Below are 20587 nucleotides of genomic sequence, written 5' to 3'. Positions count from 1 at the left end.
GTAGACTCTGACTCTGATGCTTCTATACTTGCAGACTCACTCTGTGCTGTACTTCTTGACTCTGATTCTGATACTGAGTTGCTTGCTTCCACTGATGCACTTGTTGAGGCACTATTTGATGCCTCCTGGCTTGCTCCTGTAGAATTAGAAGCTGACAGGCTTGCTCCTGTTGAGGCACTTTCTGATTCTAAAAGACTTGTGCTTGTTGATGCTGACAAACTCTCTAGTTCACTCATTCTTTCTGATGCACTTAAAGACTCTGATTCTCTTATGCTATCTGATGTACTTGCAGATAATGATGCTGCTAAACTCTCTGATGCTGAATTACTTTCATAGATACTTGTACTTACTGATGCAGAATTTGAAGCTGCCGTACTTGCTGATTCACTCTGTGCTATACTTGTTGACTCAGATTCTGATGCTGCTGTGCTTGCTGATTCACTCTGTGCTATACTTCTTGACTCAGATTCTGATGCTGCTGTACTTGCTGTTTCACTCTGTACTATGCTTGTTGACTCTGACTCTGATGCCGCTGTGCTTGCAGACTCACTCTGCGCTATGCTTGTTGATTCTGATTTTGATACTGAGTTACTTGCTTCCACTGATGCACTTGTTGAGGCACTATTTGATGCCTCCTGGCTTTCCACTGTTGAATTAGAAGCTGACAGGCTTGCTGCTGTTGAGGCACTTTCTGATTCTGAAAGACTTGTACTTGTTGATGAAGACAAGCTCTCTAGCTCACTCATTCTTTCTGATGCACTTAAAGACTCTGATAAACTTTTGCTATTTGAATTGCTTTCAGAAACACTTTCAGATAATGAAGCAGCTTTACTATCTGATGTAGACTCAGATTCTGATTTTGCAATACTTGCACTCACTGAAAGGCTTTCTGATACAACTTCACTTGAAGATTCACTTAATGATGTTGATATAGATGCCAACTCTGAAGCCACATTGCTTGCAGAATTGCTCAAGCTATCTCTCAACGATATACTTTCACTTATATACTGTGAAAGGCTTGTACTAAGTGAATCTGAAATGCTCTGACTCATTGCTTCAGATGCTGATGTTGATGCACTCAAAGACAATAATCTTGATGTAGATGCTGACTCTGATGCCACAGCACTTTCTGAAAGTGACTGGCTTCTTAACTGTGATGTATTCTCGGAAGCTGCTACACTCTCTGAAATAGATTGGCTTCTAATTGCAGATACACTTTGTGATGCCTCTACACTTTCGCTTACAGAGGCTGCCCATGAATTTGACTGTGATGTAATATTGCTTAATGAAGCTGATACTGAAGTCACCTCACTTCTAGCCTCATGATAATCATCTTTTCCTTTATTAAAATCATTTTCAGTAAAGTAAGCAACACCTTTTACGAGGAAATTACCATCCTTTTCCTCACCTTTGTAGTTATAATAAATATCCTCTTCAGCTTTCTCTTTAGCTACAAATCTTCCACTGAAATTAAGGTTATATGTTGTAACCGGAGCTGCTTTGAGAGTAATATACTGTGGTTTATCTGTTGTATTTACTTCATCAAGGTATGCAACAAGAGTATATGTTCCATCTCCATTTTTATATAGATTTGAGCTCTCGTAGTAATATGTTGTACCACCAATGGATATTGCGGAATATCTTTCCATATTCCAACACCATTTATTTTTCTGAGCATCAGTTTCCTTTGAAACGATACTAACAGTATTTCCATTAGCATCAACTAAATCATGATATGACGCATATCCATTACGATTTTTACTAATTACACCAAGATTATCATTAGCAGTGTTTTCGTAAATACCTACGAAAGTATTGTTCCAGTCATTATCTGCAGTAGAATAATAACCTAGATTCTTAAAGAAAGTACCGTTGGCATCTACATAGTTGTTGTAACATTCTTGCTGTACTGAGATACCTTTTTGCCCATTAATCCCCCATGATAACGTGAATGTAGCATCATCATTTAGTTTCACTGTTACATCATCTGATATCTTCTTTCCATTAAAGTAGTATTTGCAGACTTGCTGCTCTGTACCATCTGCACCTGTAACAGTATCATATTTCCATGTAAGCACATTTCCAGCACCATCTGTATACTGTACAGTCTTTTTAACAACCATAATACCTGAAACAATGCTGGAATTATCATTTTGTCCCCATCCAGTTGTAACTCCAGCAACTAATGCATTGCCATCATTATCAACAGTTACATAGTCAAAATATGCATACTTAGTCTCTCCAGCCGCATCAATGTATTCTACCTTAACATTATTGGCATTATATCCATCAAGAACCCAATCGCTATATGTAATCTCACCTACATAGCCTTCCTGATAGAAAGCATATTTGATTAGAAGGTTCGCTAATTTATCACCTGCAATGTAATAGCCATTTGAATTACCAAGCTTATTTAGACTTTCACCATGGGCAATAGCATCATCCTGAGCTGCCTTAAGCTCTTCCTTTGCCTTTTCAATATCCCTGATTAAATTCTCAAGATATTCATCCTGAAGCCCAGCCTCTGAGAATGAAGTAGAAGCTGATTCAAATTGTTCCTCAGCCTCAGACATAGCTGTAGAAATACTTGTACTTTCTGATGCAAGTTTTTCAGATTCTGAAGTTGATTCGCTTGATATATTTTCATTTTCTGATGTTAATGAATCTAAAGCTGATGTAGATGTAGAAGAAATAACTGATTCCTCATTTGAAGCAGAAGCACTCGCTACTTCAGATGTAGATGCAATTTCAGAATCTTCATTTGACAATGATGTGCTTGCCACTGAAGATTCTGAGGCAATCTCTGAGAATAACGAAACTACTGATTCACTTGCTACTTCACTATTAGAAACAAGCGCAGATTCTGACTCATTAATTGTCTCACTTGAAGAAGCAACTGATTCTGAATCGATACTAGAATCGGCATTAGAGTCGGCTGCTGAATCACTATTTGCATCCAAAGTAGAATCTACCTCCTCTGTCTGCTTTTCTGTTTCCTCTTTACCCTTCTCTGCCTGCTCCTGAGTAGCCTCTTCCTTGACACTTTCAACAGTAGTCTCAACCACCTCTTTGGCCTGTTCCTGTGCTATATCAACTGTAATAACACCATTGGCACCAGCCATAGCCTGCTCTTCGCCAAGCTCTGCAGCATAAGCTAAATTTGCATCACCAAGCACGGAAGCTCCACCAACAGTAGCTCCTGTAATTGCAACTCCTTTTAATAAACTTTCAACTTTCTTCTTTGACATTACATTACCTCAAATATTGCTAAAGCATCAGACAATTTATAACATTTCGACTTTATATCGTTATTGTAGCATCTAAATATTAAATTTAAATAGATTTTCGTAATGATTTTTGCCAAAACCCAGTTGTTTTTGCCACAAGATAAAAAAGCACAAAAAAGCCAAGGCCTCTCCCTAGCCTTGGCTTGTAAAAACAAATATTTAAATCAGTAATTAGTATGCAATACCCTGTGCAATCATAGCATCTGCAACCTTCTCGAAGCCTGCGATGTTTGCACCAGCAACATAGTTGCCTTCCATACCATACTTCTTAGAAGCATCATCACATGCGTGGAAGATTCCTTCCATGATGCCCTTAAGCTTAGAATCAACTTCTTCGAATGTCCAGTGAAGTCTCTCAGAGTTCTGTGACATCTCAAGAGCTGATGTAGCAACACCACCTGCGTTTGCAGCCTTTGCTGGTCCAAAGAGAACGCCAGCTGCCTGGAATGCTGCAACTGCTTCTGGAGTAGAAGGCATGTTAGCACCTTCTGCTACTGCTGTAACGCCATTAGCGATAAGCATCCTTGCATCTTCTTCGTTAAGCTCGTTTTGTGTAGCACATGGAAGAGCGATGTCAACCTTGTACTGCCATACACCGTGCTCACCATTTACCTTGTCATGGTACTCAGCGTTTGTTCTTGTCTTAACATATTCTGAAAGACGAGCTCTCTTAACTTCCTTGATTTCCTTGAGAAGTTCAAGATCGATTCCTTCTGGATCGTAAACCCAACCAGTAGAGTCAGAGCATGTTACAGGCTTTGCGCCAAGCTGATATGCCTTTTCGATAGCATAGATAGCAACGTTACCAGCACCTGAAACTGCAACAGTCTTGCCTTCGAATGATGTGTTCTTTGCAGACTTAAGCATCTCCTGTGTGAAGTAGCATACACCGTAGCCTGTAGCCTGTGTACGAGCAAGTGATCCACCGTAAGAAAGTCCCTTACCTGTAAGAACACCTGTGAACTCGTTGCGAAGTCTCTTGTACTGTCCGTACATGAAGCCGATTTCGCGAGCACCTACACCGATATCACCAGCAGGAACGTCAGTGTCAGCACCGATGTGCTTTGCAAGCTCTGTCATGAATGACTGGCAGAATCTCATGATTTCCATATCTGACTTGCCCTTAGGATCGAAGTCAGAACCACCCTTACCACCACCGATAGGAAGTGTTGTAAGTGAGTTCTTGAAGATTTGCTCGAAACCTAAGAACTTGATAACTGAAAGGTTTACTGAAGGGTGAAGTCTAAGACCTCCCTTGTATGGTCCAATTGCTGAATTGAACTGTACTCTATAACCGCGGTTAACCTGAACCTTACCCTGATCATCAACCCAAGATACTCTAAACTGGATGATACGCTCTGGCTCTACGATACGCTCGATAACGCCAAGCTCCTCAAGCTTTGGATTCGCAGCTACAACTGGCTCTAAAGACTCTAAAACCTCGCTAACTGCCTGAAGGAATTCCTTCTGCTCTGCGTTTCTTGACTCTAATCCGTCATAGACACGCTGTAAATAACTACTCTTAAAATTCATGTTGTGTATTCTCCTTCCAAATGATATACGTTCAGGACACGCGGACATTTGTCTTTGTCTCGCAACCTAGTGACGATTTTACATCATTTAGCACTTTAGTGCAATAAATTTTTGCTATAAATTTGTTTGATACCAATATCTGGAAAAGCCCAAAAAAAGCGAAGCTCCTAAGAGCCTCGCTAAAATAATAATTTTAGAAATCTGTAAGTGTTGCAGCACGCCTCTCAAGGAATGCTCCCATGCCCTCTGCCTTGTCGTGTGTAGAGCATGTGATACCGAAGAGATTTGCTTCCATCTCAACAGCGTTCTTGATATCCATATCGTAACCGTTGTTGATAGCAGCCTTTGCGATAGATACTGCGTAGCTTCCCTTTGAAGCAATCTTTGCAGCCATAGCCTTTGCTGTAGACATAAGCTCTTCTGTAGAAACAACCTTGTTTACAAGACCGATTCTGTATGCCTCGTTAGCATCGATAGAATCGCATGTAAAGATAAGCTCCTTAGCGCGTCCCATACCAACAAGACGAGCAAGTCTCTGTGTGCCACCGAAGCCTGGAATGATACCAAGACCACACTCTGGCTGACCAAATGTAGCATTCTCAGATGCGATACGAATATCACAAGCCATAGCGATTTCACAACCACCACCAAGAGCAAATCCGTTAACTGCAGCAATTGTAACCTGTCTCATGTTCATGAGCTTGAAGAATGGAACTGATGCTCTCATACCAAAAGCACGTGCTTCAGCTGCTGTGAAGTTAACCATTTCAGAAATATCAGCACCAGCTACGAATGACTTGAATGCGTTATCCTTCTTGTCAGGACCACCTGTAAGGATGAGAACCTTTACATCGTCTCTAGCCTCGATTTCTGTAAGTGCAACGTTTAACTCATCAAGAGTTTCGCTGTTAAGTGCGTTAAGTGCTGCTGGACGTGCAATAGTAAGTACTGCGATTTCGTCAGCAACCTCAAGCTTTAAATTGTTGAATTCGCTCATTGTAATCCTCCTCTATTGGGTTCTCCCCAAGTTAATTCTTTTGTATATAATAATAGTGCATTGTTAAATCTTTGTCAATCGTATTTGTATGGCATATAGAAGTTATTTGAGTTTTCTTCCATTTCCCTTTTCATACGTTTCTTTTTAAGGTACATATTTGCATCTGCCTGCTCAAAAACCTTTTCAACAAGCTCATGTCCTGTAGATCTGGCAGCACCTGCAGCAATTGTAACCTCGCCCTTTTTCTGATTCTTTTTATTGTGTACTTCAATAGTGTCCATATGAACATCAAGCTTATCATAGTCGCTTCCAGTGGCTATTACTACAAATTCATCACCGCCGACTCGATATACAGGGCTATGCACAAAGGTATTACAGATAATCTCGCAGCCTTTTTTTATAAAAGCATCACCAGCCTGATGACCCATAGTGTCATTTACATCTTTAAGGTTATTTAAATCAAATACTATGATGGCAAAATTTCCTGCTTTTCCAGCATTAACCTTGTGATTTAAGTCTTCCTCTGCCTTTGCATAAGCCTTTTTGTTTTTGACACCAGTCAAATCATCCCTCATGGCCTTGTCTTCTGCTTCAGAAAGAGTGTGGGCAAATTCTATATCTTTTCTGGTCTCTTTATCTACATCAATTACACCAAAGATAAGCTGTGCTCCATCAACTTCATCTATAAGAGCAGCTTTTAATATTACATATATGTAATCATTATCCTTCTTTAAACGATATTTATAGGTAAAATATCCATTCTCCATGATGTCCATCATAATATTTTGTTTTGTAAACACTTCCATAAATTTATCTAAATCGTCTTTATGGATTCTAGACACAATATTACGACGAGAAACTTCGAAGAAGTCATCACCGCTTGGGCCAAAGTCGACTTTAAGGCCTTTATCAGTTCTATATACAGAATACCTGTTAGTCTTTGGATTAACTGTATAAATGCTGATTATATTACCAGTAAGAGCAGCGATTCGCGAGAAAGTTGCCCTCTCCTCCTTCAGCCTTTCAAATGCTTCCTGTTGCTGAGCCTGCCAATCCAAATCTGATATAGAAAGAACAATGAACATAACTGCAGAAACACCTGTCACCGGATTATCAACTAATTTCTGTACCATGATTTTTGCTATTTTTCCCTGAGGTGTCTTATCTGAGACAATATATCGTTTGGTATCAGTTGCACTTTGCTTAATGGAATTAATAATAATGGAAGTTTTGACCTTTGGATCATCAAATTCAACTCTCTTCCAATCTTCCTCTGATGAATCTACAGTAGTAATAAACTTTCTGAAATTTTCATTGCCTCTAACAACTCTCATCCAACTGCTATTTACTTCTAAAAGTGCCATTGGCAAAGTATCAAAGAATCCATCCACACCATTGTAATCATCTTTATTTACATACAGCTTGGCAAAGCTTAAATCGTATAGACTTACCTTGCTTAATACCGCATAATAATCCGATTCATCCGGGTTCTCAAATCCAATTTGAACGCCCCTTTCATAGCGATCAAAAATCTGTTCCTTAGAAATAGGGCGACAGAAATAAAATCCCTGCAGCTTAGCGCAGCCAATCTCTCTAAGGAAATCGACCTGACTTTGATTTTCCACACCTTTTGCTGCAACTTCAATTCCCAAGGCTAAAGCAACTCGTACAAATTCAGAAATAATAACTCTGCTGGTTTCGGAAATGGTTATTTGTTCAATCAAACGTCTGCTGAACTTAATCATGTCGCAATCAAAATATTGGAAGAAAAACGAACATGAACCCTCATCAGCGAAATCATCTACCCATATCTGATAGCCTAACTGCTTTAATTCATCTAGTTGCCTGATTATCTCCTCATTATATCTTGCAACTACACTTTCCTGAATCTCTATTGCTATCATATTCTTTTTTATGCCTGAGGCCTCGACTCTCTTATCAATCTCCTCAACCAGATTACATGCATAAAAATCCATTTGAGAAATATTTATTGAATGAGCCACAACATACAGCCCCTGAGTCATCTGGATTTTCATCTTCTCTAATACTTTTTCAAGAACATAAAAATCCAATTTGTGGACCTGATTTACAGCTTCAAGGACAGGAATAAACTCATCGGGATTAATGACTCCAAGAATAGGATCATCCCACCGCACAAGAGCCTCTTCGTCACACACCCTATCGTTAGCCGCACGAACCAAAGGTTGATAATATATATCAAGCCATCCTTCTTCTAAAGCCTTTTCAAAGTTCTCTAATAAATACCTACTTTTGTCAAAAGAATCTCTAGCAATCATCTTCTGCGCCCCCATCATGCAGTACTGGCTTTGATTTCCTCACAAATCAACGGCCGGACATAGACCAATATTTATTAAACACTTAACCTTCTTTGAATCTCGTTTACTACTTCTCTACCTCTGAAAATAATTGCCCCTACAAGCAGAACAAAGCTTACCAGCAGGCAAATTATCCATTCAACAGGACAATTCTTTTTAAAAACATAAAATGCGATGTATGGGAAAATACCAATCAACACATTTGTAAGCAGATATGCCATGGCATTTCCACTTTTATCAATCATTGCAAAAACGAAATTGGCTATCATGGTTACCATAACCACGTTTGGCATAATCCATGAAATAAATATATATAAAAAGTCAAAATAATATGCGGTAATAAAGAGCATTATCAATAATATAAAAACTGATATGGACAATACTCTGGCGGCATCCATTCCCTTTTTAAATAGCCGGATAATGGTCAACTCAAATGCCATCAGCCACATCAATACAAGCAAGCTCCAATGGAAGCCTCCAAATGGGCCAAGTGGCAATCCAAACATAAAATCTACGCCTAGCGCCCCAATAATAACAATCCATATAATAAATAGCTGTAATTTATAAAATAAAGACTGAAATTTAAGGATAGTCTGGGTTGGAAAATATTTTTCCTCTGGCTGCCCTGCCAATCTGCTTTGGCAAAATGGGCACTTTTTCAAATCTCCGCCTACTTCTATTTTACAATAAGGACAATTCTTCATTATCTAATCACCTCCGTTGCGTATGCTCTAACCTTCATGCCATCTTCTGTGAGACCGCGCACAAAATTTTTGATAACTCTGGTATTAGAGTATGGAGATGTTACACCCAAGGTGAGTGTACCGTTGTAGCTTGTCATTACCATAAACAGGTTTGCCGAACTGCAGAAGCCTGAATAGTTTTTAATCATTGGCGTCATCTCCTCAGGTGGGCGCTGAACGCCAAGATTAGAAAGCACAACTGAAACCTTTTTATCTGTAACCTTCGAGCCATAGCGCACAACCATCTGTTTAATGAATAGTGGAACTGCACGAACCGGAATGAAGTATTCCATAGTCTCGAAGTTATCCATCTGCTTTTTAATATTTTCTTCTGTAAGATTCTCTTTTAGTTTTATATCAAATTCCTTGGCCAGCTCCTCAAATGATATTTCCTCATCAAATACATGAGAAACATTTACATTATTAAAGAAATTTCTAGATGTACTACTTGGATAATAGTTTCTGAGGTTTACAGGCATTGAAACATTTATTGGCTGTTTCATTTTTCTAGGTGGCATATCAGCCTTGATGGCAAGCATCAGTCTGGCACCTATGTAGCTTGTAAGTCCAACTCCCACTTCCTTAGCCTTTGGAAGAATATCTGCTGTTGGAACCTGTATTTCAAAAAACTGAAGCTGATCATATGGAAGCTTTAAACCACCTGGATGATAAGCGTATTTAAGGGATGAGCCCTTCAAATGCATGCTTCCAAAAAACTGCTTATAGCTGTCCTGATTCAAATCATCTTCTGACGCGCCAGAATGAATGGCGACATCCTCAAGCTTGTCTGGGTATTTCAGTTTTAAATAATCGAGTACAATAATATTTAAAAATTCAAGAGCTCCTGTTCCATCTGAAATAGCATGGAACAAATCCAGATTAATTCTGTTGTGGTAATAGGTAACCTTGTAATGAAGCATCATATGTCCAGGAACGTAAAGCCTAGGGCAAACTCTTCCGTGCTCCTCCTCAACTACAGGCTCTAAATCTGTGTCTTCCATGTAGTGCCAAAACACTCCACGTCTTATTCTTACCTGAAACTGTGGTCTTTCCTGAAGGGCCGAGGTCACTGCCTGCTTCAATAACTCAGGATCAATGTCTTCCCAAAGTGTACAACTGACTCTAAGAGTTCTGGTGTCGCGTTTGGCAGCTGTCGCCAAAAAGACCTTTGCAACATTATCTACTTTATACCAATTTTCTCTACTCATTTTTTTGTTAACACATCCTAGTAATTATTTAAATAAATCTCCGCTGATACGAAATCCGATAGTCGCTTCATGGCGCGAGCCGCAACAGGAAGTGGCATTTGCTGATAGACATGCCAACCATCCTTTTCCACATCAAGCTTTGCCCTACCACCCGCCTTATTGATTTTTTTAACCAACGAGACACTGTCCTCATAAAGGATTTCTGTTTTTCCCACCTGAACCAATGTAGGTGGAAAATGCTCAAAGTTGCCAAACAAAGGGCTATAAATCGAATCTGACGGTTCTACATCTGTACCTATCACTGCATCTCTCACCGACTCTACATAGTCTTTTGTTAAAATCGGATCTTTGCCATCATACATATGATAGGATTTCGATTTTGCTGTCATATCTGCCCAGGGACTAAACAATAGTAGAAGCCTTGGTGGCTTTCTTCCATCCAAAAGTAATGACTGGGTCAGACATAACACCAGGTTTCCCCCTGCAGAGTCACCGGCTAAAATAATATGATTGGAATCATATCCCTTATCTATCAAATGCTCCCACACTGAAATGCCATCCTCTAAAGCTGCTGGATATTTGTGTTCAGGAGCAAGCCTGTATTCAAATGAAACAACTGAAAATCCCGTAGCCTGAGCCAGCTTAGCGGCAATTATTCTCGCGTAGCCAAGCCCACCACATGTATATCCACCTCCGTGAGCATACAAAATCACATACCTAGGGTTATGTGCCAATTCTGGTACAACCCATTCACAGGCCATATCATTTACCTGAAAGGCTTCTATTGTCACTCCACCTGTAGGTGCAGCCAGCCTTCCTGCCAGCTCCATAGCCTGGCGCTGCCGTTTTAAATCTTCTTCCTTAAGTGATTTTCCACCGATTGAATTAGCTGCTTTCAGTGCCTTCATCAATGGATCGCTGAGGTTTAAATTAAGTAATGCCATAAACACTCCATCAAATCATACGTATCATAATTCTCATTATAATTATTTTGAGTTAATATTTCCATGGAAAATGGGCGCCATAATATGAAAATGCTGTGAATAAACTGTTATTTAACTCTTATTTTTCTACTATGGTAAAAAAATTATCTAACACCTAATTTTACGCCACACTTTTTGTGGCGGTTCACAATTTATTCACATTTAATTCACATTTTTCTACCAAATGTGAACTAATAACTGTTAGAATGAAATTGAGTAAAAAAGCAACGTCTTTTTTAGGGGAGGCGCAATATGGATATAACCGAATTGTCTATGAATTTAAGTCAAAGTAGCTTGCTTAATGCAGTTGGTACTACTATGCTTGGAAAAAGTATAGACCTTATGGAGGGGCAGGCTGAGGCTTTCGCCCAGTCGATAGATATGAATGCTCCATCGCTGGAAAGTTTGGTTTACCCTACATCCGGCACATCCATAGATTTGCGCATATGAGTTATAAATGTGTTTGGGTTGATATAAAAAAAAGAGCCTCCCGCTGAGGCTCTTTTTTGTTGCCGTGATTACTTCATCTAACGTTTGCATACCCATAAAAATGACTGGTAAGCAATTCACAAATAATCTTTTTCTTTTGATTTTTTGTTCACAATTTTACCATTCTTCGTTCAAACAAACTTAGTATTATAATTACATCGCAAGACAGAAGCGATGAACCATTTTTTTCATAACATTATTCTCCCTTTTTAAAGAGGACGCCCCGCCGGCGTCCTCTTTACCTTTATATAAAGGGCTATACACAATGGCTCCTTGGCTTGATGTAAGCTCCGCTTACTAGGACACAAAAGTCCCTTTTGGTCCCTTCGCCGGCGTCCTCTTTACCTTTGTATTTATGTATTTATGTATTTTTGTATTTATGTATATATCTATATTTTCTTTTTTCCTAATCTAAGGTTGAGGACAAGTGAATATACTCCAACAAGAAGTATCACTATACCAGAAAACAGATATTTAACTGGTGCGCCTTCTCCAAAAACTCCTGCACATGCATTTACCACGATAGGCGACACAGCTGCCCCCAGATTAATTAACGCCAGATATATGGAAACTGTAAATGGATTAGTTTCTGGTCTGGTGTTCAGCGAAAGCAGATAAGATCCTGCTGCATTTATAACAGCAAAACCATAGCCGACCAAAATACTTCCCAGTATGAATATCAAGTTATTTTGAACAAAGAAAGTGATAATAAATCCAACAGATACTATAAACAGTGCAAAGGTTTCAATTTGGTTTCTAAACTTCATAGAAACCCCTCTAAAGGTCATACCACCAATTATTCCTCCGACAGTATTTACCATTGTAATAAGAGATGCCATGGAAGGACCTGCCCCAAGGACATCTATTGCATAGGATGATGAATTTGTATTAAATGAATTTTGAATTACAAAATAAATAATTCCTATGACAAAAAGTCCAAATATGTATCTATTCATTTCAAAGGCGCTACCCTTTTTACCAGAAGATGGTTCTTGGGCCTTTTGTGGCTCACCCTTTGGCAAACAGATTAATACTATGAAAATGATCACCAGCACTAGTAGAAATGTAAGGTATGTATATCTCCATCCAAATCTAGCCAATTGTCCACCTATGAATATGAATATCATAGCTCCTAAGGCTGTAAATATAGCATTTAGCCCCATTAATCCAGCCCTGCTGTTTTCATCGAAATATTGAACTATAAATCCATTAATAAGAGGCATTAATAAACCAGTTCCTAGACCAATTATTGCACTGCCTGTCAAAAGCAACCAAATACTGGAATGAAAGAAAAATGGAAACAGACCTCCCACTAAATAACAAATTAAGGAGCTTACAGCTATTGCTTTTTTGTTGATATAGCTCATTGCAATTCCACAAAGTGGCGAACAGGAGATAAATAAAAAACTTGGCAAAGTAAATACCATCTGTGGAAGTGTTTCGTCTACATTTGGAAAATCTGCTGCAATGCTTGCTATAATAGGCGAAAGTGACATATAGGATAATGCAACTGCACATAAAGCCAGAATTCCGATTTTAGTTTTTGTCTTATTCATAATTTAAGCCTTTCGATTAATCTATTTTCACTAATCATTCTATAGACTTAGCTTCATAGATTATACGAAAGGCTTTCTGATTCTTTATTCATTTTTGCAATAAGAGGCTTTTTCTATTATGGCCCCTGCAATTATTTAGTCAATGTTTTTGCAATGGATACTCCAACCTGTTCATTGTATGGAATTAGAGTTGCCTGCAGGGCATGATAAATGTCTGATTTGCCTGGCCAGACTGTAGTAAGTAATTTATTGTTTCTGTCTAGCTGATGGAACCAGGAACCATTTACATGGTCAATTACATATGTGTCAAGATACTCCATAAACGCCTCATAGTCCTTGGCATATTTCTCATTTCCCGTCACTCTGAAAAGAACTGCTGATGAGTTGATAGCCTCAGCTAAGGTCCAGTGCATTCTGTCGTGAACTATAGGTGCTCCGTCCCAGCCTGTGGTATAGCATATTCCAGGTGCACCATCTGCATTCCAGGCATCCTCTATAGCTCTGTTATAAAGCTTTTCTGCCACCTGAATATACGCCTGTCTCTTTTCATCTGTAAGACTATTTGTTGATGTGGCCCACTGCACAATAAGTCTGGCCCATTCAATACCATGACCTGGTGTGGCACCATACGGCTTAAACGGGTCATCCTTCTTGTCGCTATTACATTCAAGATTTGGCTTCCAGTCGCTGGTAAAATGCTCTGGAATCCTGTAGTCATTATCACGAGCCCAACCGATTACAGTATCAGTAATTCTGCCTGCACGAACACGATATTTTTCATCCTCTAAAACATCTGCTGCAGCAAGGAAAGCCTCCACTGTGTGCATATTAGCATTAATTCCGCGATAATCGTCAAGCTCTGTAAATTCTGTATTCCAGGTATCTACTGAAAGGCCAAGCTTTTCATCCCAGAAATATTTATCGTATATACGAATTGCCTCATCAAGCAATTCTTTTGCTCCCGGACGCCTTGCAAGCATGGCTGAGGATGCCGCCAAAATTACAAATGCATGAGCGTAGCACTGTTTTGTAGGAAGTGGCTTGTTATCTGATGTAAGACCTGCATACCAGCCACCATTTTCTTTGTCGTTAAGCTCTCCTATCAAGCCTTCAAGAGCAGCATCAGCTAGGTCCTCGCTTCCCTCATGGCCGAGCATACATCCCATGGAATACACATGAAGCATTCTGCTTGTAATCCAGGTTTCTCTTGGTCTTTCCTTCCAAGGTGTGCCATCATCCCCTAAATAGTATGAGCCCCCACCTGGTGATGGAAAATTATGTCCAAATGACAAAAGAGTGCCGCAGCACTCTTTTAGAAATTGGATGTTTTCACTTGTGTTTAGAATGTATTTTTTCATGTAAAAACCTCCCTTGGTTAATGCAATTTAGCTATAGTTTAACACCTCATCCGCCCTCCGGGCACCTTCCCCTCAAGGGGAAGGCTATTATTACATCATCCCTATCTTTTTTAAGGCGTTGTAGATGCCCTCGTCATCGAAGCCATCTGTGATGTTCTCTGATAAGAACTGTGCTTTCAGTTCCTCTGGTGCGTTGTCCATTAGAAAAGGCATACCTACTGCCTTTAGCATCTCAATATCATTATAATGGTCTCCAAAGGCAATTGCATCATCTGGATTTATCCCCAATTTATCACAGATGATTTTAACACTTTGCCCTTTCGTAACCCCTTTCTCCATAACCTCCACAAGGATATCTGATGATCTGACTATAGATAAAGAAGGAAATCTTTTTCTAAGGCCAGCTTCTATCTCATCAGTTTTATCAGGATTGCACATGCACAGTATCTTTCCTATCTCTGCCCCGTCAGGAAGGTCATCAACTGTACCCACTGTAGATTGAACCTCTACAATATTTTCCTCATTTATAATCCTTGGGTCTGTCCTATTGTTTACTATCCAGCTATCCATGGAATATACATTCCAAGTGCAGTCAAATCCAGATGCTTCAACATAATCAATGATTTTTGCTGTGGTGTCTTTGCTGACGCCCTTGGAATAAATCACATTGCCATGCTCATCTAAAATCAATGCTCCACTGAAACATACAATAGGACAAATAAAATTGTATCTTCTGAAAATAGGATAAACTCCCGATGGCCCTCTGGCTGTCACTATAAAAAAGGGAATATCCCTTTTTTGCAAGCTTTTAACAGCCTCTAAGGTTCCATCAAGCATTCGATGGTTACTGTTTAAAAGTGTACCATCAATATCGCTAAATACAATCTGGTAACTCATAATGTCACCTATTTACCAATCAATTTTTTTACAGCAGAAATCTCAGGCATAACCTTGAGAGCGCCCTTTACTCTTGTAATAAGTGAAGCAGCACCATTTGCAAATGTAAGCATTTCTGCAAGCTTTGCCTCATCAAAGTTTGCAAGTCCTGTCTCAAGGATATAGTGGATTACTGTTCCACAGAATGTATCTCCAGCACCTGTTGTCTCGATGGTCTTGTCAGAAAGGAATGGCTTAACATCTACGATTATTTCATCACCATTTCCATCTGCTCCATAGTAGAATGCACGGCTGCCTTCCTTGCCCATAGAAACAGTGATAAGAGGAATATTGTAGCTTTCACGAAGCTTGTGTACGCCAGCGTTGTAATCCTCTTCGCCTGTGAGCCACTGAATCTCATTATCAGAAATCTTAAGATAATCGCAGTACTTCATACCTACAAGAATCTGCTCCTTTGCCTCATCAAGGCTGTTCCATAATGGCTCTCTAAGGTTTGGATCAAATGTAATGATACAACCAGCCTTCTTTGCCTCCTCAAGTGCAAAAAGAGTTGCCTCTCTAACCTTCTCATGAGTCATTGAAAGTGTTCCAAAATGGAAAAGCTTTGCTTGCTTAATTAAGTCAACCTTTACCTCATCCTTTGTGAGCATCATATCTGCACCTGGATTACGATAGAAAGAAAAATCTCTATCTCCATCTGGGAATGTCTCAACAAATGCCAATGTAGTTCTTACATCCTTGTCTATTACAAGACCTTCTGTGTTAATACCAACCTCTTCGATTGTAGCCTTTAATTTGTTACCAAAGATATCATCTCCAACCTTACCAATAAAGCCTACAGAATGATTGAACTTCTTAAGCATAGCAAGCACATTGCAAGGTGCTCCTCCTGGATTTGCCTCAAATAAAGTGTTTCCTGTAGCTGAAACTCCATTATTTGTCATGTCAATTAAAAGTTCACCTAATGCAACAACATCAATAGTTTTTTCCACGTCATAAATCTCCTTACTATATATATTATTTATAGGGCAGGGAGAAAAATACCCTGCCCATTGTTATTAAAGATGAAAAAGAAAATTAGCTTGTTAGTAGAATTTTACTACCATATTATTTTAAAAGTTCAAGTCTTGAAGGATCGTCTGCAAATACTTCCTTTGCGTTGTCCTTTGTAACTACTACTGGTGGAAGCTCATAAACGAGTACATCGATAACACCGTTATCAACCTTTACATCTGTAGAAGGCATTCCGTTACCAGCCTGAAGAGAATCGATGATTTCGATTGTCTTTGCAACAAGGTCGCTTGTTGGCTTAGCAACTGTAGAGTACTGACGTCCTGACCATACCCACTCAACTGACTCGTTTTCAGCATCAAGACCAGAAACAACTGGGATATCCTGTCCAGCGTTCTCGCATGATGTGATGATTGCACGAGCGATACCATCGTTTGGTGAAAGTACACCGTCGATTTCCTTATCTGAATAGAAACCTGAAATAAGTGAATCCATTCTTGACTGAGCCTTTGCATTGTCCCAATCAACTGTAGCACACTGTGTGAAATCTGTCTGACCAGAAACAACTACAAGTGTTCCATCATCAATCTTTGGCTGAAGAACTGACATAGCACCCTTGAAGAAGTTTGGAGCGTTAGGATCAGCAGGACCACCACCGAAAAGCTCGATGTTGTATGGAGCATCACCCTTTAAGTCTTCAAGACCCTGAAGAAGTGCCTGAGCCTGAAGCTCACCAGTCTTAACTGAACCGAACTGTACTACGCCGTCAACACCTGATGTGTTCTCAAGAAGACGATCATAACCGATTACATAAACACCAGCTTCCTTAGCCTGCTCAAGTACTGAACCAAGCTGTGAGCCGTCAACTGGACCAACAACGATAACCTTTGCACCGTTTTCAATCATTGACTCAATCTGCTGTTGCTGCTGTGTAACCTTCTGGTCTGCAGCCTGTACGATTGGATTGTAGCCAGCTTCCTCAAGCTGAGCTGTAAACATCTCTTCAGCTTCTTTCCAGTTCTGTGTTCCAAGCCATGGAAGAGATACACCTATTGTAGCACCTTCTTCAAATCCAGGATACTCCCCTGTTGTAGCTGCATCATCAGAAGCAGCATCATCTGTAGTAGCTGTAGTGTCAGCAGCTGGCTCTGTTGAGCTTGCCCCTTCTCTGCTTCCGCCACATCCTGTGAATGTAGCAAGCGCCATTGTTGCTACAAGTGCCATAGATAAAAGTGTTCTTTTTTTCATCATTACTTCCTCCTTCGTAATTGTTAACACTTTTTGACCTAATCTGGTAGGTCGACCCCCATTAATATAAGTTTCAGCTTAGCTAAAACTCTGAGTGCATGTGCTTTTAGCACCTGGCACATCAGTTATGCAGCCTTCTTTGATTCGCTGCTTGGGAACAATTTTCCAATGATTGAGCTCTTACCGCTCTTCTTGTTGTATACATCAAATGCTACTGCTGCAAGAAGTACAAAACCTTTGATAACCTGTGTCTTATCGGCGCCAACGCCCATAAGCATAAGTCCATTGTTAAGTACTGCCATAACCATACCACCGACGATAGTAGCAAGGATTGTACCAACACCACCTGATACTGCTGCACCACCGATGAATACTGATGCGATTGCATCCATCTCCCATGATGTACCATCTGCAGGGCCTGCTGCTGTTGAACGACCTACGAAAAGGATACCAGCAACTGCTGCAAGGAAAGACATGTTCATCATTGTAAGGAAATATGTTCTCTTTACATTTACACCAGATAAAGCTGCTGCTGCCTTGTTACCACCTACTGCATATACATGGCGACCAAATTTTGTACGCTGTGTAATGATGTGATAGATGATTGTTAAAAGTAAGAGAATCAAACCTGGTACAGGGAAAGATGTTCCAACTCTTCCTGAACCGAAAAGATATGTGAAATATCCAATAAGTACTGTCATAAGGGCGATTCTTGTAACCACTGCCCAAAGTGGTGTTGCATCTACTGCATTGTTTTTCTGGCTATTGTATTTGCGAAGCTGTCCTACTGCAAAGCAAACAATTCCGATGATACCAAGTAAAAGAGTTGAGTTGTTCATTCCTGTGAAGGCTGGACCCCATTCTGGTAAGTAGCCTGCACCAAACCACTTTAACTGCTCTGGAGCTGGAACTGAGATTGAATGTGAAATCCAGATAACGCCACCACGGAAAATCATCATGCCACCAAGTGTTGTGATGAATCCTGGAATTCCAAGCTGTGAAAGGAAAAATCCGTGCCATGCACCAGCAAGAATTCCAATTGCAAGAGCAATAAGAACTGCTCCCCACCAAGGTACGTTGTAGTTTTTAGCTACAAGTGCCATTACCATTCCGGCAAAACCTGCCACAGAACCAACTGACAAATCAATCTGACCAATAACAATTACCATCAACATTCCAAGTGCAAGCACTAGGACGTATGCATTACCTGAAAGCAAATTCTGGAAGTTTGATGAGGTAAGCATTCTGCCTCCAGAAATAACATTAAAAATAAGTATCAATAAAGCTAAAGCAAGAACCATTGTGTACTGACGAAGGTCTCCGCCCAATACCTGTTTCAACTGTTTCATTATATATATCCTTCCTTTCCCAATACATTATGACTTTGAAGTGATTGTCATATTTTTCATCAAGCTTTCCTGATTTGCTTCTGAACTAAGAAGCTCACCAGTAATTGTTCCCTCGAAAATAGTGTATATTCTGTCAGCCATTCCAAGTAATTCTGGAAGCTCTGACGATACAAGAATTACTGCTTTTCCCTGATCTGCCATCTGATGAATCAGTTTGTAGATTTCGTATTTAGCACCTACGTCAATACCTCTTGTAGGCTCATCCAAAATCAATACATCAGGTTCAGTAAACATCCATTTTGAAAGAACTACTTTTTGCTGGTTACCACCTGAAAGAGTTGTGACTCCGACATCAACATTTGCTGTTTTTATATGAAGTGACTTTCTGTACTCTTCAGCTGCTGCAAGCTCCATGTCTGGGCTAAGAAGACCGTTTTTTGTAATTCTATCAAGATCAGCTGAAACAACTGTCTTTCTGATTGAATCTAATAGATTTAGTCCTAAATTCTTTCTATCCTCTGGCACATAGGCAATACCATTTTTAATAGCTGCCTCTACTGAGTTGAGTTTAACCTCGCGGCCCTTGATTTTAATAGTACCGCCTTTATAGATGCCGTAATTTTTACCGAAGATTGAACGCATAAGCTCTGTTCTTCCGGCGCCCATAAGTCCTGCAAAGCCAACGATTTCGCCGGCTCTTACATTGAAGCTTGAGTTTTTGCAAAGCATTCTGCCTTCAACCTCAGGATCCTCAACACACCAGTTATTTACTTCAAATATTACATCACCAATTTTTGGTTCATGCTCTGGATATCTGTTTTCTATTGAACGACCAACCATTGACTTAATGATTTGATCCTCGTCCACCTTTCCAGCTTCCACATCGTAGCTCTCAACTGTATGTCCATCTCGGATAACAGTAACAGAATCAGAAACCTCAGCGATTTCATTTAGCTTATGAGAAATCATGATACAGGTGATTCCTTTATCACGAAGTCCCTTCATCAGTTCAAGAAGATTTGCTGAATCAGCTTCATTAAGTGCTGATGTAGGCTCATCTAAAATCAAAAGCTTAACATTCTTTGAAAGCGCCTTTGCAATTTCAACAAGCTGCTGCTGTCCTACGCCCAAATGCTTGATTAAGGTATCTGGGTTAATAGTAAGACCAACCTTTTCAAGAATCTCACTTGTTCTTCTGCGTTCCTCTGGCCAATCAATCAGGCCATGCTTTGCAATCTCATTTCCCATAAAAATGTTTTCTGTGATTGAAAGCTCAGGTATCATAGTCAATTCCTGATGGATAATTGCTATACCTGCATTTTCTGATTCTTTGATGTTTTTGAATTTCATCTCCTTACCCATATAGATGATTTTGCCATCATATGTACCGTAAGGATAAACGCCTGACAGAACCTTCATCAACGTGGATTTACCTGCACCATTCTCACCGCATATAGCGTGGATGGAACCGGTTCGAACTTCAAGAGTAACGTTTTCAAGCGCCTTTACTCCCGGAAATTCTTTTGTTATCCCCTGCATTTGAAGGATGAACGAATTGTGTTCCATAGTAAAATTTCCTCCCTTTTATAGCC

14 protein-coding genes and 1 pseudogene are annotated in these 20587 nt (G+C 39.8%); 1 reads left to right on the top strand and 14 read right to left on the bottom strand.

Annotation, left to right across the window (positions count from 1 at the left end):
* The 7 genes and pseudogenes from BLV53_RS17010 to BLV53_RS09020 all read right to left on the bottom strand — a co-directional run.
* Nucleotides 1-3248, bottom strand: a pseudogene (locus BLV53_RS17010) (hypothetical protein); the annotation flags it as partial.
* A 210-nt stretch (nt 3249-3458) separates the two neighbouring features.
* Complete coding sequence (gene gdhA, locus BLV53_RS09045; RefSeq protein ID WP_090300070.1) at nt 3459-4820, bottom strand: NADP-specific glutamate dehydrogenase; 1362 nt, start codon at nt 4818-4820, stop codon at nt 3459-3461.
* A 193-nt stretch (nt 4821-5013) separates the two neighbouring features.
* A complete protein-coding gene (locus BLV53_RS09040) occupies nt 5014-5817 on the bottom strand; it encodes an enoyl-CoA hydratase-related protein (protein ID WP_090300068.1) in 804 nt (267 codons plus the stop codon).
* 74 nt (nt 5818-5891) lie between these two features.
* Nucleotides 5892-8114, bottom strand: a complete 2223-nt coding sequence (locus BLV53_RS09035; protein WP_170830804.1) for a bifunctional diguanylate cyclase/phosphodiesterase — start codon at nt 8112-8114, stop codon at nt 5892-5894.
* A 74-nt stretch (nt 8115-8188) separates the two neighbouring features.
* Nucleotides 8189-8857 (bottom strand): DUF6320 domain-containing protein, encoded by a 669-nt coding sequence (locus tag BLV53_RS09030; RefSeq protein ID WP_090300065.1) that lies wholly within the window; start codon nt 8855-8857, stop codon nt 8189-8191.
* A complete protein-coding gene (locus BLV53_RS09025; protein ID WP_090300063.1) occupies nt 8857-10104 on the bottom strand; it encodes a hypothetical protein in 1248 nt (415 codons plus the stop codon). The genes BLV53_RS09030 and BLV53_RS09025 overlap by 1 nt, the downstream gene beginning before the upstream one ends.
* A 17-nt stretch (nt 10105-10121) precedes the next feature.
* A complete protein-coding gene (locus tag BLV53_RS09020) occupies nt 10122-11048 on the bottom strand; it encodes an alpha/beta hydrolase (RefSeq protein ID WP_242879065.1) in 927 nt (308 codons plus the stop codon).
* A 291-nt stretch (nt 11049-11339) separates the two neighbouring features.
* Here BLV53_RS09020 and BLV53_RS09015 point away from each other — a divergent pair, with 291 nt between their 5' ends.
* Nucleotides 11340-11537, top strand: a complete 198-nt coding sequence (locus tag BLV53_RS09015) for a YjfB family protein (protein WP_090300061.1) — start codon at nt 11340-11342, stop codon at nt 11535-11537.
* A gap of 428 nt (nt 11538-11965) precedes the next feature.
* Here BLV53_RS09015 and BLV53_RS09010 read toward each other — a convergent pair whose 3' ends face one another.
* From BLV53_RS09010 to mmsA, 7 genes are all read right to left on the bottom strand, one after another.
* A complete protein-coding gene (locus tag BLV53_RS09010) occupies nt 11966-13132 on the bottom strand; it encodes an MFS transporter (RefSeq protein WP_090300059.1) in 1167 nt (388 codons plus the stop codon).
* 131 nt (nt 13133-13263) lie between these two features.
* A complete protein-coding gene (locus tag BLV53_RS09005) occupies nt 13264-14490 on the bottom strand; it encodes an AGE family epimerase/isomerase (protein WP_090300058.1) in 1227 nt (408 codons plus the stop codon).
* A gap of 90 nt (nt 14491-14580) precedes the next feature.
* Nucleotides 14581-15387 carry a Cof-type HAD-IIB family hydrolase gene (locus tag BLV53_RS09000; protein ID WP_090300056.1) on the bottom strand — a complete coding sequence of 269 codons (807 nt, stop codon included), beginning with the start codon at nt 15385-15387 and terminating at the stop codon, nt 14581-14583.
* Between the two features lie 8 nt (nt 15388-15395).
* Nucleotides 15396-16379 (bottom strand): carbohydrate kinase family protein, encoded by a 984-nt coding sequence (locus BLV53_RS08995; RefSeq protein ID WP_090300054.1) that lies wholly within the window; start codon nt 16377-16379, stop codon nt 15396-15398.
* A 115-nt stretch (nt 16380-16494) separates the two neighbouring features.
* Nucleotides 16495-17649 carry a substrate-binding domain-containing protein gene (locus BLV53_RS08990; RefSeq protein ID WP_242879064.1) on the bottom strand — a complete coding sequence of 385 codons (1155 nt, stop codon included), beginning with the start codon at nt 17647-17649 and terminating at the stop codon, nt 16495-16497.
* Between the two features lie 122 nt (nt 17650-17771).
* Complete coding sequence (locus BLV53_RS08985; protein ID WP_090300050.1) at nt 17772-18995, bottom strand: sugar ABC transporter permease; 1224 nt, start codon at nt 18993-18995, stop codon at nt 17772-17774.
* Nucleotides 18996-19022: 27 nt separating this feature from the next.
* Nucleotides 19023-20561 carry a multiple monosaccharide ABC transporter ATP-binding protein gene (gene mmsA, locus BLV53_RS08980; protein WP_090300048.1) on the bottom strand — a complete coding sequence of 513 codons (1539 nt, stop codon included), beginning with the start codon at nt 20559-20561 and terminating at the stop codon, nt 19023-19025.
* Nucleotides 20562-20587: the final 26 nt, after the last annotated feature.

This window comes from Pseudobutyrivibrio sp. ACV-2 (assembly GCF_900107545.1).
GTDB lineage: Bacteria > Bacillota > Clostridia > Lachnospirales > Lachnospiraceae > Pseudobutyrivibrio.
Note: the sequence above shows the minus strand (reverse complement) of the source record. Positions and strands in the feature narration are given on the sequence as shown.

Excerpts from the sequence above, each read along its gene's own strand:
- gdhA (WP_090300070.1), bottom strand. The coding sequence starts at position 4,820 with ATGAATTTTAAGAGTAGTTATTTACAGCGTGTCTATGACGGATTAGAG.
- BLV53_RS09040 (WP_090300068.1), bottom strand. The coding sequence starts at position 5,817 with ATGAGCGAATTCAACAATTTAAAGCTTGAGGTTGCTGACGAAATCGCA.
- BLV53_RS09035 (WP_170830804.1), bottom strand. The coding sequence starts at position 8,114 with ATGATTGCTAGAGATTCTTTTGACAAAAGTAGGTATTTATTAGAGAAC.
- BLV53_RS09030 (WP_090300065.1), bottom strand. The coding sequence starts at position 8,857 with ATGAAGAATTGTCCTTATTGTAAAATAGAAGTAGGCGGAGATTTGAAA.
- BLV53_RS09025 (WP_090300063.1), bottom strand. The coding sequence starts at position 10,104 with ATGAGTAGAGAAAATTGGTATAAAGTAGATAATGTTGCAAAGGTCTTT.
- BLV53_RS09020 (WP_242879065.1), bottom strand. The coding sequence starts at position 11,048 with ATGGCATTACTTAATTTAAACCTCAGCGATCCATTGATGAAGGCACTG.
- BLV53_RS09015 (WP_090300061.1), top strand. The coding sequence starts at position 11,340 with ATGGATATAACCGAATTGTCTATGAATTTAAGTCAAAGTAGCTTGCTT.
- BLV53_RS09010 (WP_090300059.1), bottom strand. The coding sequence starts at position 13,132 with ATGAATAAGACAAAAACTAAAATCGGAATTCTGGCTTTATGTGCAGTT.
- BLV53_RS09005 (WP_090300058.1), bottom strand. The coding sequence starts at position 14,490 with ATGAAAAAATACATTCTAAACACAAGTGAAAACATCCAATTTCTAAAA.
- BLV53_RS09000 (WP_090300056.1), bottom strand. The coding sequence starts at position 15,387 with ATGAGTTACCAGATTGTATTTAGCGATATTGATGGTACACTTTTAAAC.
- BLV53_RS08990 (WP_242879064.1), bottom strand. The coding sequence starts at position 17,649 with ATGATGAAAAAAAGAACACTTTTATCTATGGCACTTGTAGCAACAATG.
- BLV53_RS08985 (WP_090300050.1), bottom strand. The coding sequence starts at position 18,995 with ATGAAACAGTTGAAACAGGTATTGGGCGGAGACCTTCGTCAGTACACA.
- mmsA (WP_090300048.1), bottom strand. The coding sequence starts at position 20,561 with ATGGAACACAATTCGTTCATCCTTCAAATGCAGGGGATAACAAAAGAA.